Genomic DNA, 12,092 nt, shown 5'->3' with positions numbered 1-12,092 from the left:
CGCTCCTTCGCGTCGCCGTGTGTCAGCTGCTGCGGACCGGCGCCTGCCACAGGCCGGTGATCGCGTCGGTGAGACCTTCGGCGGCCTGCGGCCACGGCGACCGGGCCAGGAGACCGTGCTGCGCCAACGCGCCTTCGTGCTCGGCACAGGTGTGCATGAGCAGATTTCGCGCCATCACGATCCGCTCGAAGCGCACCCGTTTGGGCAGGTCGGCCGAGCAGCGGTTGATGCCGTTCATCACCTGCACCAGTTGCGGCGATGACAACGCGTCCTTGGTGACCACCTCGCGATAGGCGGGGTCGGCCATGGCCTGCGCCGCGAACCGCGCATACCAGCTCGGGTTGCCCAGCTGCTCGAGGTGCTCGGTCAGCGGCCGAACCAGGCAGTGCACCCAGTCCCTCGGCTCGGCGGACTCACCGATATCGGTGAGCATCCCCGCACGCAGATGTTCGATGGACCGGCGATGCTTGCCCTCGATCGCGCGCAGCAGGTCGGTCCTGGTGCCGAAGTGGTAGCAGACCGCAGCGTTGTTGCCCTGCGACGCGGCCTCGCTGATCTGCCGGTTCGACACCGCGTGCATGCCGCGCTCGGCGAACAGACGCTCGGCGGCGGACAGGAGCACCTCGCGGGTGCCCTCGGATCGGTCGCCGCTCAGCGGGCGGGCTGCGGTCACCGCCTCAGTAGACACCCGTCGCCTGGTTAAATCAAGCGATTGATTTAAGCCGAGTGTGGACTTGAGGCACGGTGAGACGGCCCAACCGTGCCTCATCTCCACACTCGCCGCTTGTATCCATGCCGACCGGGCCGACGCGGTCGACGTCACGGTCGTCAGCGCGCAGCCCTATCACGACATCCGGGTGCGCAACTACGAAGCCGACCTGACGCTATGCCGAATCCCGTTGCCGCAGTTGCTCGATCCGGTCGGCGTCGAACACGTCACCGCCAGGGTGACCGGGATCGACCCGACCGGTGCCACGGTCCGCACGGAGGACGGCGCGACGCTGGGTTACGACCGCCTCGTGCTGGCCGACCGACCGGCGGGCGCCGCCACCACGACCGCGGTGGTCGCCGGCGCTGGGCGCCACACCGCGCGTCGTGCTCGTCGACCGCAACCCGCAGGTCGGGTCGGACATGGCCGCGTCGGCCCGCCCGTCATCGAGGAGGCGTTGGCGCAGAACGGGATCGACGCTGTCACCGGCGTCGGCGTGACGGCGGTCGGGGCGGAAAGCGCGACGTTGTCGTCCGGTGAGGTGATACCTGCGGCGACCGTGGTCTGGTGCGCGGGCATGCGAGCCAACCCGTTGACGGCGTAGTTCGGCGTGCTCCCTGGACCGGCTGGGCCGGCTGCCGGCCGACGACTATCTGCGCGTCGAGGGCGTCTAGGGCGTGTTCGCCGCGGGTGACGTGGCGGCGGCGCGGATGGACGACACGCACCTGTCGGTGATGTCGTGTCAGCACGGCCGGCCGATGGGCCGCTTTGCGGGCTACAACGTCGTCAGCGACCTGTGCGGCGAGCCGATGATGGCGCTGCGGATCCCCTGGTACGTCACGGTTCTCGACCTCGGTCGCGCGGGTGCGGTGTACACCGAGGGCTGGGACCGCCGCGTCGTCAGCACCGGTGCGACGGCCAAGAAGACCAGGCGCGTCATCAACGGTGAGCGGATCTATCCCCCGCTGACCGGTCACCGCGCCGAACTACAAACAGTGAGCTACTTGCCGGTGCGCTCGCGGTGCGCGCAGCCCGGCCAGCAGCACGGCCGCCGTTTGCCCTCCTCGAGTTCCTCCTGGGTGCGACGGATCCGCCGCTCCCGGGTCTTCTCCTGCTTGGCGTCCTCGACCCAACAGATGAACTCGTTGCGCGCCAGCGGCGTGATGTCGTTCCATGCGGCCAGCGCGGTGTCGTTGCCGATCAACGCGGTGCGCAGGTCTGCAGGAAGCTTGTGCACCACACCACCGGATACGCGAAGGCCGCCCATAGGGCGTCACGATAGACGAGCAGTCCCAGCACCGGTAAGCCACACGACGTTGCGCTGACTTATCGTCGAGGAGTGGGCCGGTCGTCGCCGGTGGAATGGATCGGTCGAGTGGCCGACAGGCCGTACACAACCCCGCCCGTTTCGCATCCAGTAGGCAGCACCCGGACACATCACACACGACTCGGCGCTGCGTGCAGCCGCGTGCCGAATCAGCCACGCCGACAGGCGATTGAGACGCACTCAAACGCCTTGCGCGGGTTCGGCATCCTTAGGACGACGGTCGCGCCGCTGAAATGCGAGCCGGGTCGCGCGCGGTCAGGGCAATGGCATGTTCGACGGATTCGGTTGCTGGTTACAGCGGCTCAGGAAATCGTCTGCGGGTTTCTTGATGCCCTGGAGGTCGGTCCGAACCTGCGGGTTGGCGTCCAAGTACGCCTGTACCTGAGGTTGCATCTGTTCCCTGGTTTGGCCCTTGAGCGTCGCGAAGAAATCGTTCACGGGGGGGTGGGTGAACAGATAGGCCGAGACGGCAGCGGCAACGCCCGCCCTGACGCCGGCCCAGTCCGCGGGCGAGCAATTCGGCGGCGCAGGTGGCGGCGGCGTTGGGGGCTGGGCATTTGCGGCCCCCGCGCCGCCGAGGAACATTGCACCAGCCAGTGCGACAGCGCCGACGGCTCCTACCGCTACTCGCTGCCCACGAAGTCCTGACGGCACCATCATCGCTGCTTCTCCTTCATTGAATGACTGGCGGCTCTATCGGGCTGCTGGTGGACCTGCCTCCATCTGGTGTCCCCCGCGTCATCGCGCGGCTGTCCCCGCGATCTCGGTGGTAGGGCAATCTGCGCCCTATGAGGGCTTACGATAGGTCCACTGACCGCAGCGCGTAACCATATTCGCCACTGAAGGGTCGGTCCGGCCCCTCACAGTTCGGCGCCCTCAGAAGCGCAGCAGATCGCCGTGAGTCGGCGGAAAGTGCTGCAGACCGTCATGACCACGGTCCGCCACCGCGGCTGCGCTGAATCGAGCCCCTCGAGAGGGCGCGAATCTTAGACTCCACGCAGAGGGCAACCGAGAGAAGATGTCCAATGAAGCCTTGGCTACAACGCAGCGCCGCGTCTGCCGTCGTGTTGGTATTTCTGCCGCTGATCGAACTCGCGTCACCAGCGGTGAGCCGCGCCCAACCGCCGCCCCCGCCTTGCCCGCCGGGCATGTACTGGAACTTCGTCACGTTGATCTGCGAATTTCCCCCACCTCCCGTGTACGTCGATCCGTGGTTGCCGGTTTATGTTCCGGATGTCATCGATATAGACCTCGATATCCCGATTCCTCCTCCACCGCCGCCTCCCAGGCCTCCTGGACCGGGTATTAGGCCTCCTGGACCAGGGGGACCAGGTATCGGAGCCCCTGGACCGAGACCCGCCCCGCGTCCCGCGCCAAGGCCCGGCGGTAGGGGGCGACGCTAGGTCACCGCACTGAATCACCGCCCCAAGCCAATAGCGGAGGGGCCGAGCGAATCCGTTTCACTCCACGCGAGTTGCGGCCACTGGACTTGTGACAAGCGGGCAAACCGGATACCGATCGAGGTCTGGCGTCGTATCGCGTCATACGGCTCCGCGCTGGGTACTCGAAGCGCAACATCAACGGCATCGCGCCACGCGATGATCTAAGAAATTCCGACCAGGAGACGGCGATGTCGACTGACACCAACCAGAAACCCACCACCATGTCGCCGGCGAACGTGGCCGCCATGTTCTTCGACCGGGTCCGGAGATCCGGCGACCGCGAGGCATTCCGTAAACGCGACGGGGACCGGTGGGTATCGGTCACCTGGCAGGAGGCCGCTGATCAGGTAGAGGAGCTGGCGGCCGGGCTGTTGGCGCTGGGCATCCAGTCTGAGGACCGCGTCGGGATCGCCTCGAGCACCAGATACGAATGGATCCTCGCGGATCTGGCCATCATGTGTGCCGGAGCCGCCACCACAACGGTGTACCCGACGACCAACCCGACCGACACCGCCTATATCTTGAGCGACTCGGAATCCCGGGTCGTGTTCGCCGAGGACGAGGCACAGCTGGAGAAGCTCAAAGAGCGCCGCGACGACCTGCCGAAACTCGAGAAGGTGGTGCTTTTCGACGGAGCGGGCGACGGTGACCGGGTCATCTCGCTCACCGAGCTTGCCGAGCTCGGGAGGACGTACATGGTCGACCACCCGGCGTGCGTGCAGTCAGCGGCGGAAGCGATCACCCCCGACAAGTTGGCGACGCTGATCTACACATCGGGCACGACCGGCAAACCCAAAGGTGTGCGGTTGTCGCACCGGGCGTGGGTCTATGAAGGAACCACGGTCGCCGACTTCGGCATTCTGCACGAGGATGACCTGCAGCTGTTATGGCTGCCGCTGGCCCACGCGTTCGGCAAGGTGTTGATCACGGCCCAGCTGGCGTGCGGCTTCGCCAGCGCGATCGACGGCCGGGTGGACAAAATCGTCCCGAACATGGCCGAGGTCAAGCCGACGTTCATGGGCGCTGCTCCGCGCATCTTCGAGAAGGCGCACGCGCGCGTCGTCACCTCTCAGGAGGGTGTCAAGGAGAAGCTGTTCACTGCCGCCTTCGCCGTGGGACGTCAGGCCGACCGTTACCGGCTCGCAGGCAAGGGAATTCCGCTACCGCTCAAGGCCGCGCAGGGCGTATTCGACCGCCTGGTCTTCAGCAAGGTGCGCGACGTGTTCGGCGGACGCATCAAGTTCTTCATCTCCGGCTCCGCGCCGCTGAACCGCGATATCGCGGAATGGTTCCACGCCGCCGGGCTGCTGATCCTGGAGGGCTACGGGCTGACCGAAAGCGCTGCCGGCGCATTCATCAATCAGCCCGACAACTACAAGCTGGGCACCGTCGGGAGGGTCTTCGAGGGCACCTCCGTACGTATCGCGGACGACGGCGAAGTGCAAGTACATGGCCCGTGCGTGATGGACGGCTACCACAACCTGCCCGACAAGACGGCGGAGACGCTCACCGACGACGGCTGGCTGCGCACCGGCGACAAGGGCCAGTTGGACGACGACGGCTTCCTGACCATCACCGGTCGGCTCAAGGAGTTGTTCAAGACCTCGGGCGGGAAGTACGTCGCGCCGCCGGCGATCGAAGGCAAGTTCATGGCGTTGTGCCCGTACGCGAGCCACATCCTGGTCTTCGGCGAATCCCGCAACTTCTGCGTCGCGTTGATCACGCTGGATCCCGACGCGCTGTCGGACTGGGCCAAGCAGCACGGCCACGGCGGTAAGCCCTACGCCGACCTGGTGAAGTCGGATGCAGTGCGCGACATGGTCGGCGAGTATGTGGCCGAGCTCAATTCGCAGCTGAACCGGTGGGAGACCATCAAGAAGTGGGAGCTGCTCGATCACGAGCTGTCCATCGAAGGCGGTGAGCTGACACCCTCGCTGAAGGTGAAACGGTCGGTCGTCGAGAAGCAGAACCAGGAACTGCTCGACTCGTTCTACTCCTGAGGGCGGGAGAGCGCGCGGTCGGCCAGCGCCACCAGTGCCGGCGCAAGCGCGCGGGAGTATTCGAGCGTCAGGTGACCCGCGTCGACGTAGACCAGGGTGTTGCCGACGACGACGGGGCAGCGGTCCTCGGTGCAGAACAGCTCGGTGAGGTCGGCGTAGTGTCCGCCGCCGGCTCTAGTGGCGGCGGCCTCGGCTTCGATGCCAGGTCGGTTGAACGCGAACGACATTGGCGGCGAGCACGCCGTCGCGTCATCGAGTTGCTCGGACAGGCAGCCGGGCACCGAGGTGGTCAGACGCGGAAGCGGTCCGAGCACGAGCACCTCGGCGCCGGTTTCGCGCAGTTGACGCACCAGGCGGGTCAGGCCGTCGATCCACGCCGGGTCGTACGACGTGAAACCGGACAGGAAGCCGTTGCTCTAGCTGGCCGTGTACCCCCGGAACACGCTGACCATGATCAGCTTCGGGCGCTCGGCGCGTAACCGGTCGATGATCTGCCCGCGCCATTGCTCGCAGCGTTGGATGTACTCGACCAGCGGCCGGACGAAGCGGTTCGCGATGGCCACGTCCATCATCGGGCAGGACATCTTGGTCAGGGTTTCCAGTCGCCAGGGGCGCTGGGTGGCGATCTGCTGAAACGCCGGGATCCACATCCCGGCGTGGGAGTCGCCGATAAGGGCCACCGTCGTCGGTGAGGCGGTGTCGCCCGTCGCGCATTCGGGCTGTCCGCCCTGTAGCGGCGTGCGCTGGCAGCCGTCGAACAACATGGCCTGAAGTTCGGCCGCCGCCTCGGCGAGCAGCGGGTCGAGGTTCGACGGTACCGACCTCAATTCGGCAGACGCCGCGACTGCCTCCTGCACCTGCGCGAACACATGCCGCACCGCCGCGTCGTCGGCCGCCACGTTGTTGCCCATCAGCCTGGGCGTCGCGGTGATCGTCAGCGCCGCCGCCTGTGCGCCGCGCCCCACCGGTAGGGGCAGCGGTATCGACTGCACCCACAGCAGCAGCACCACGCAGACAGCGGCGCCAGCGCCGAGGAGAGACCGCCGAACGCCAGGCTCTTCCCAGGTGATTTACGCAGGAATTCGGCGTAGCGCAACGGGTTTTCGATCAGTCGCAGGGTGAGCACCGCCAGGACGCCGGAGAAGAGGAGCGCCATCACGTTGCCGGCCAGCCCGAGCTGATGGCCCAGCATGCGCGGGGCAGGGCTTCCGCGTCCGCCACGACACATCGACGGATTCGGCACGCTGACCCTGCGCTACGTCAGCCGCGTCCACCACCACAGCTACTGGCGCACTAACAGCAATCCAGGCCGATGGCCGGGATTGCTCTGTCACCAATGACGCGACTCAGGTGTAACCCATGACTCGACTCATCACATTTGTGGAGCTAAGGGGACTCGAACCCCTGACCCCCACACTGCCAGTGTGGTGCGCTACCAGCTGCGCCATAGCCCCTTGAGTTGTGCCCATCGAAGTTACACCAACTGCGGGAAGCCCTCAAAATCGCTGGTCATGGGACTTCCCCGCCGACCTCGGGCCCCATCGGCCGCATCGGCGTGTGCCCGGCGGGCGGGGCGCCGCGAGTCTCCGGTGCGAACACCCAGAACACCGCCGCGATCAGCAGAATGACGCCGCTGACCACGAACGCCCACCCGTACGAGGTGCGCTCGGCGATCTGGCCCACCGCCAGCGAGCCGATGATCGAGCCGAAGTCGGCCATCATCTGGAACGTCGCGACCGCGGTCCCGCCGCGCGCCTTGTTGCCGACGATGTCGGCGACCGCGGCCTGTTGCGGCGAGACGAAGACGCCCGTCGCCGCGCCGGTCAGGTATGCCGCGGCCAGGAAGAGCGGCAACGAGGTCGTGAACCCGACCAGCACCGTGAAGACGGCCGACACCGCGAGACCGACGATGAGCAGCTTGCGGCGGCCGACCCGGTCGGACAAGTAACCGCTGGGAATAACCGCGGACACGTTGCCGATCGCGAACGTCGCCAGTGCCAGTCCCGCCACGCCGGCGCTGTAGCCGAGGCCCTCGACGACGAACAGCGGCACCAGTGCGATGCGCAGGCCGAACGCCGCCCAGCCCGTCGAGAAGTTGGAGAACAGCGCGGCGCGGTAGGCACGCAGGCGCAGCACGTCGCGCACCGAGACGGTGGCGTCGGGGGTTTCGGCGGGCGCCGCGACCGCGCTGCCCCGCAGACTGAAGAACACGACCGCCGCGGCGACCAGCAGCGCGGCGCCGTAGATCGCGAACGGCGCCGCCAATCCCAGGCCGGCGGTGAGGCTGCCCAGCACCGGGCCACCGACCGAGCCGACGAGAAAGCCCGTCGAGAACAACCCCGCGACGCGCCCACGCGCGTTCTCCGGTGAGATGCGAATCATCAGGCCCAGCGACGACACCGTGAACATCGCCGAGCCGAGCCCGCCGAGCGAGCGGAACAACAGCAACTGCCAATAGGTCTGCGCGAACGCGCACGCCGCCGTCGACAGCGCGACGATGATCAGGCCGCTGATGTAGACCCGCCGCTCGCCCAACCGCTGCACCAGCAGACCGGCGGGCGGCGCCGCCACCAACCGCATGATCGCGAACGCGGTGATGACGAACGTCGCGGCGCTGATGCTCACCCCGAAATGGCGGGCGTACTGCGGTAGGACGGGCGCCACCACGCCGTAGCCCAGCGCCACCACCACGTTGGCCGACACCAGCAGCCAGACCTCGCGCGGCAGCCTCGGCTTACCGGTGTCGGGCCGGCACTGGGCTTCAGAGCTCACGTAATGACTTTATTGACCACTTCTCGGGCCGCGTCCTGGACCTCCGCCAGATGCTCCGGACCCTTGAACGACTCCGCGTAGATCTTGTACACGTCCTCGGTGCCCGACGGGCGCGCCGCGAACCACGCGTTCTCCGTCGTCACCTTCAGCCCGCCCAGCGGTGCGCCGTTGCCGGGCGCGGTGGTCAGCTTCGCGGTGATCGGCTCGCCCGCCAACTCGGTGGCCGTCACCTGATCGGGCGACAGCTTGGCCAGCCGCGCCTTCTGCTCACGGTCGGCGGGCGCGTCGATGCGGGCGTACACCGGAGCTCCTGTCGCACCGTACCTCTCGGCCAACGCCTGGTACCGCTGCGACGGCGTCTGCCCGGTGACCGCCAGGATCTCCGAAGCGAGCAGCGCCAGGATGATGCCGTCCTTGTCGGTGGTCCACACGGTGCCGTCGCGCCGCAGGAACGACGCACCCGCGCTCTCCTCGCCGCCGAATCCGATGGTGCCGCCGATCAATCCGTCGACGAACCACTTGAAGCCGACCGGCACCTCGACCAGCTTGCGGCCCAGACCCGCCACCACCCGGTCGATGATCGACGAGCTGACCGCCGTCTTGCCCACCGCGGTCGACGCCGGCCACTCGGGCCGGTGCGTATAGAGGTAGTCGATCGCGACGGCGAGGTAGTGGTTCGGATTGAGCAGACCGGCGTCCGGCGTGACGATGCCGTGCCGGTCGGAGTCCGCGTCGTTGCCGGTGGCGATCTGGTAGCGGTCGGGGTTGGCGCTGATCGCCCGCAACAACCCAGCCATCGCGTTCGGCGAACTGCAGTCCATCCGGATCTTGCCGTCGGTGTCGAGTGTCATGAACCGCCACGTCGCATCGACGAGCGGGTTGACGACGGTGAGTTCGAGGTTGTGCCGTTCGGCGATCGCACCCCAGTAGTCGACGCTCGCCCCGCCGAGCGGGTCGGCGCCGATGCGGATCTTCTCGGCGGCGATCGCGTGCAGGTCGACGACGTCGGGTAGGTCGGCGACGTACGCGTCGAGGTAGTCGTGGCGCCGGGTGCTCGGCAACGCCCGCGCCAGCGGCACCCGCTTGACGTCGCGCAGCCCGTCGCGCAGCAATTCGTTGGCGCGCTTGGCGATCGCGCCGGTGGCGTCGGCGTCGGCCGGTCCCCCGTTCGGCGGGTTGTACTTGAAGCCGCCGTCGCGCGGCGGATTGTGCGACGGCGTGACCACGATCCCATCAGCACGCGCGTCGGTCCTCCCGTCCCGCCGGCCGCGGTTGAACGTCAGGATCGCATGGCTGACCGCCGGTGTCGGCGTGTAGCGGCCAGCCGAATCAACCATGGCGACAACGTCATTGGCGGCGAGCACCTCCAATGCGGACACCCACGCGGGTTCGGACAGCGCATGCGTGTCGCGGCCGATGAACAGCGGTCCGGTCGTGCCCTGCGCGGCGCGGTACTCGACGATCGCCTGCGTGGTAGCGAGGATGTGCGCCTCGTTGAACGCGCCGTCGAGGCTGGACCCCCGGTGCCCGGACGTGCCGAACATCACCTGCTGGTCGACGTTGTCCGGGTCGGGTTCGACGGTGTAGTACGCCGTCACCACCTGCGCCACATCGATGAGATCTTCGGGCTGCGCCGGCCGACCGGCGCGGGGATTGGCCGCCATGAATTCGATTCTGCTCCTCGGCGGCAGCCAGCGTGCGGTGGTACAGCCATACTTTGCGTTGTGTTCGGTAATGACACCCGCGAACTGCTCGCGGTGTTCGTCGGCGGCGCAGTCGGCACCGTTGCGCGCGCCGCGGTCGAGACAATCGTCGCGCCGGAGCCCGGCCACTGGCCGTGGCCGACGTTCGCCGTCAACATCGTCGGCGCGTTCCTGCTGGGCTACTTCACCACCCGACTGCTGGAGCGTCTCCCCGTCTCCAGCTACCGGCGGCCGCTGCTCGGCACCGGCATCTGTGGTGGCCTGACCACGTTCTCCACCATGCAGGTCGAGACGCTCAAGATGATCGAGCACCGCCACTACGGCCTGGCGGCCGGCTACATCGCCGCGAGCATCGCGGCCGGTCTGGTCGCGGTGTACATCGCGACGGCACTGGTCCGTCGGGTCCGGGTGCGCCGATGACGGCCGCAGTGTGGGCCGGAGTCGTGATCATGGGCGGCGTCGGCGCCGTGCTGCGTTTCCTCGTCGACCGCACGGTGTCGCGCCGGGTCGCCCGGGTGTTCCCGTACGGCACGCTCGTGGTCAATCTCAGCGGCGCGTTCGTGCTCGGGTTTCTGGCGGGCCTGGCGCTGAACCCCCACCTCGCCCTGGTGATCGGCACCGCTCTGGTCGGCTCCTACACGACGTTCTCGACCTGGATGCTCGAGACCCAGCGGATCGGCGAGGAACGCCAATTCTGGCCCGCCGCGGCCAACATCGTGGTGAGCGTCCTGCTCGGGTTGGCCGCGGCCGGACTGGGACTGTGGACCGGGGCCGAACTGTGACCGACGAATACCTCAAGCTCACCGCCTACTTCGGCGAGCGCCTGCGCGACGGCGACCGGTTCCTCGCCGATGCGCTGCTCGACCTCTACGCCGACGCCGGGTTGGCCACCAGCGTGGTGCTCCGGGGCATCGCCAGCTTCGGTCCCCGCCATGTGCTGCGCAGCGACCAGTCGTTGAGCTTGTCGGAGGATCCGCCGATCGCCGTGACGGCGGTCGACAGCGCCGCCAAGATCGCCCCCCTGGCCGACTCTGTGGCGGCGATGACCTCGCGCGGGCTGGTGACCCTCGAGCGGGCACGGCTCTTCGGCCGCTCCGATGCGACGGTGCCCGACACCGCCAAACTCACCATCTATCTCGGTCGCCAGGACCGCGTCGCAGGGCAACCGGCGTACCGGGGCGTCTGCGAGGCGCTGTACCGGCACGGGTTCGCCGGCGCCGCGGTGTTTCTCGGCGTCGACGGCACCCGATACGGACAGCGCCGGCGCGCTCGCTTCCTGAGCCGCAATACCGATGTGCCGCAGATGATCACCGCGGTCGGCGGCGCCGCCCAGGTAACCCTGGTGCTCGCCGAACTCGCGACGATGATCGACGATCCGCTGTGCACCGTGGAACGGGTCCAGATGTGCAAGCGCGACGGGCGGTTCCTTGCTCCGCCGCCCCCACTGCCGGGCACCGACAGCGACGGGCGGCGGCTGTGGCAGAAGCTGGCGGTGCACACCTCGGAGGCGACGCTGCACGACGGCGCCCCGATACACCGCGCCCTCGTACGCCGGTTGCACGACGCAGACCTGGTCTCCGGCGCGACCGTGCTGCGCGGCATCTGGGGTTTTCACGGCGCGCACCGGCCCCACGGCGACAGGCTCTTTCAGCTGACCCGGCAGGTGCCGGTGACGACGATCATCGTCGACACCCCGCAGCGCATCGCCGACGCCTTCCCGGTCATCGACGACCTGACCGCGGAGCACGGACTGGTCACCAGCGAGATGGTGCCCGCCATGGTGTCGATCGACGGCGGCGATCAGATCGGCGGCAGCGGGCTGGCCTTCTTCGACTACTGACCTCCGACGCATCACCCGCGAGTCCCGACTGATCGACGACGTCGGCCTCGACTCCGTCGCGTTCGCGGTCGGGATGGTCGCCATCGAGGACGCGACCATCTTCGCCAAAGCGCCAGCCGCCCAGAGCAACTCGTGACCGAACCGGCCACGGCGCTCTCGGCAGCGATGACGACGGCGCCGACCAAGCTGGCGGTACTGGACACCGACACCGGCCACCGTCGTCGGCGTGATCGGTGCGCCCACAGTGGAGTTCATCGCCACGATCCCCGGCGCCGTCTTCGCCGGCGCCGCGCTGTCCA

9 protein-coding genes, 1 tRNA gene and 3 pseudogenes are annotated in these 12,092 nt (G+C 67.9%); 6 read left to right on the top strand and 7 right to left on the bottom strand.

The window, feature by feature from the left end:
• Positions 1-22 precede the first annotated feature (22 nt).
• Positions 23-688 carry a helix-turn-helix domain-containing protein gene (locus tag ABGB19_RS01770; RefSeq protein ID WP_347683357.1) on the bottom strand — a complete coding sequence of 222 codons (666 nt, stop codon included), beginning with the start codon at positions 686-688 and terminating at the stop codon, positions 23-25.
• A gap of 124 nt (positions 689-812) precedes the next feature.
• Here ABGB19_RS01770 and ABGB19_RS01765 point away from each other — a divergent pair.
• Positions 813-1,698, top strand: a pseudogene (locus tag ABGB19_RS01765) (FAD-dependent oxidoreductase); the annotation flags it as partial.
• Positions 1,699-1,709: 11 nt separating this feature from the next.
• Here ABGB19_RS01765 and ABGB19_RS01760 read toward each other — a convergent pair.
• Together ABGB19_RS01760 and ABGB19_RS01755 are read right to left on the bottom strand one after the other, a co-directional pair.
• Complete coding sequence (locus ABGB19_RS01760; RefSeq protein ID WP_347684662.1) at positions 1,710-1,976, bottom strand: YdeI/OmpD-associated family protein; 267 nt, start codon at positions 1,974-1,976, stop codon at positions 1,710-1,712.
• 315 nt (positions 1,977-2,291) lie between these two features.
• Positions 2,292-2,696 carry a heme-binding protein gene (locus tag ABGB19_RS01755; protein ID WP_347683355.1) on the bottom strand — a complete coding sequence of 135 codons (405 nt, stop codon included), beginning with the start codon at positions 2,694-2,696 and terminating at the stop codon, positions 2,292-2,294.
• A gap of 970 nt (positions 2,697-3,666) precedes the next feature.
• On the opposite strand from ABGB19_RS01755, the gene ABGB19_RS01750 reads away from it, so the two are divergent.
• Positions 3,667-5,478 carry an AMP-dependent synthetase/ligase gene (locus ABGB19_RS01750; RefSeq protein WP_347683353.1) on the top strand — a complete coding sequence of 604 codons (1,812 nt, stop codon included), beginning with the start codon at positions 3,667-3,669 and terminating at the stop codon, positions 5,476-5,478.
• Here ABGB19_RS01750 and ABGB19_RS01745 read toward each other — a convergent pair.
• The 4 genes and pseudogenes from ABGB19_RS01745 to pgm all read right to left on the bottom strand — a co-directional run bounded on the left by ABGB19_RS01745 (position 5,469) and on the right by pgm (position 9,914).
• Positions 5,469-6,242, bottom strand: a pseudogene (locus tag ABGB19_RS01745) (SGNH hydrolase domain-containing protein). The gene ABGB19_RS01750 and the pseudogene ABGB19_RS01745 overlap by 10 nt on opposite strands.
• Positions 6,243-6,859: 617 nt before the next feature.
• A tRNA-Ala gene (locus tag ABGB19_RS01740) sits at positions 6,860-6,932 on the bottom strand.
• Between the two features lie 55 nt (positions 6,933-6,987).
• Positions 6,988-8,250 carry an MFS transporter gene (locus tag ABGB19_RS01735; protein ID WP_347683351.1) on the bottom strand — a complete coding sequence of 421 codons (1,263 nt, stop codon included), beginning with the start codon at positions 8,248-8,250 and terminating at the stop codon, positions 6,988-6,990.
• Positions 8,247-9,914, bottom strand: coding sequence for a phosphoglucomutase (alpha-D-glucose-1,6-bisphosphate-dependent) (gene pgm, locus ABGB19_RS01730; protein WP_347683349.1), 1,668 nt, complete (start codon positions 9,912-9,914; stop codon positions 8,247-8,249). Before pgm ends, ABGB19_RS01735 begins: the two co-directional genes overlap by 4 nt.
• Before the next feature lie 60 nt (positions 9,915-9,974).
• On the opposite strand from pgm, the gene crcB (ABGB19_RS01725) reads away from it, so the two are divergent.
• From crcB (ABGB19_RS01725) to ABGB19_RS01710, 4 genes and pseudogenes are all read left to right on the top strand, one after another.
• Positions 9,975-10,373: a fluoride efflux transporter CrcB gene (crcB, locus tag ABGB19_RS01725; protein WP_347683347.1), complete on the top strand. Its 399-nt coding sequence runs from the start codon at positions 9,975-9,977 to the stop codon at positions 10,371-10,373.
• Positions 10,370-10,735 (top strand): fluoride efflux transporter CrcB, encoded by a 366-nt coding sequence (gene crcB / locus ABGB19_RS01720; RefSeq protein ID WP_347683345.1) that lies wholly within the window; start codon positions 10,370-10,372, stop codon positions 10,733-10,735. The genes crcB (ABGB19_RS01725) and crcB (ABGB19_RS01720) overlap by 4 nt, the downstream gene beginning before the upstream one ends.
• Positions 10,732-11,793, top strand: a complete 1,062-nt coding sequence (locus ABGB19_RS01715; protein ID WP_347683343.1) for a DUF190 domain-containing protein — start codon at positions 10,732-10,734, stop codon at positions 11,791-11,793. The genes crcB (ABGB19_RS01720) and ABGB19_RS01715 overlap by 4 nt, the downstream gene beginning before the upstream one ends.
• Positions 11,792-11,929, top strand: a pseudogene (locus tag ABGB19_RS01710) (acyl carrier protein); the annotation flags it as partial. The gene ABGB19_RS01715 and the pseudogene ABGB19_RS01710, both read left to right, overlap by 2 nt.
• Positions 11,930-12,092: the final 163 nt, after the last annotated feature.

Origin of the sequence: Mycobacterium sp. B14F4 (assembly GCF_039871645.1) — a bacterium.
In the GTDB taxonomy this organism is placed as follows: Bacteria; Actinomycetota; Actinomycetes; order Mycobacteriales; family Mycobacteriaceae; genus Mycobacterium.
The sequence above is the reverse complement of the archived record's forward strand: the minus strand, read 5'-3'. Positions and strand labels throughout refer to the sequence as shown.

What these genes read in the sequence shown, in the direction of transcription:
- ABGB19_RS01760 (WP_347684662.1), bottom strand. Translation starts at nt 1,976, where the DNA reads ATGGGCGGCCTTCGCGTATCCGGTGGTGTGGTGCACAAGCTTCCTGCA.
- ABGB19_RS01755 (WP_347683355.1), bottom strand. Translation starts at nt 2,696, where the DNA reads ATGATGGTGCCGTCAGGACTTCGTGGGCAGCGAGTAGCGGTAGGAGCC.
- ABGB19_RS01750 (WP_347683353.1), top strand. Translation starts at nt 3,667, where the DNA reads ATGTCGACTGACACCAACCAGAAACCCACCACCATGTCGCCGGCGAAC.
- pgm (WP_347683349.1), bottom strand. Translation starts at nt 9,914, where the DNA reads ATGGCGGCCAATCCCCGCGCCGGTCGGCCGGCGCAGCCCGAAGATCTC.
- crcB (WP_347683345.1), top strand. Translation starts at nt 10,370, where the DNA reads ATGACGGCCGCAGTGTGGGCCGGAGTCGTGATCATGGGCGGCGTCGGC.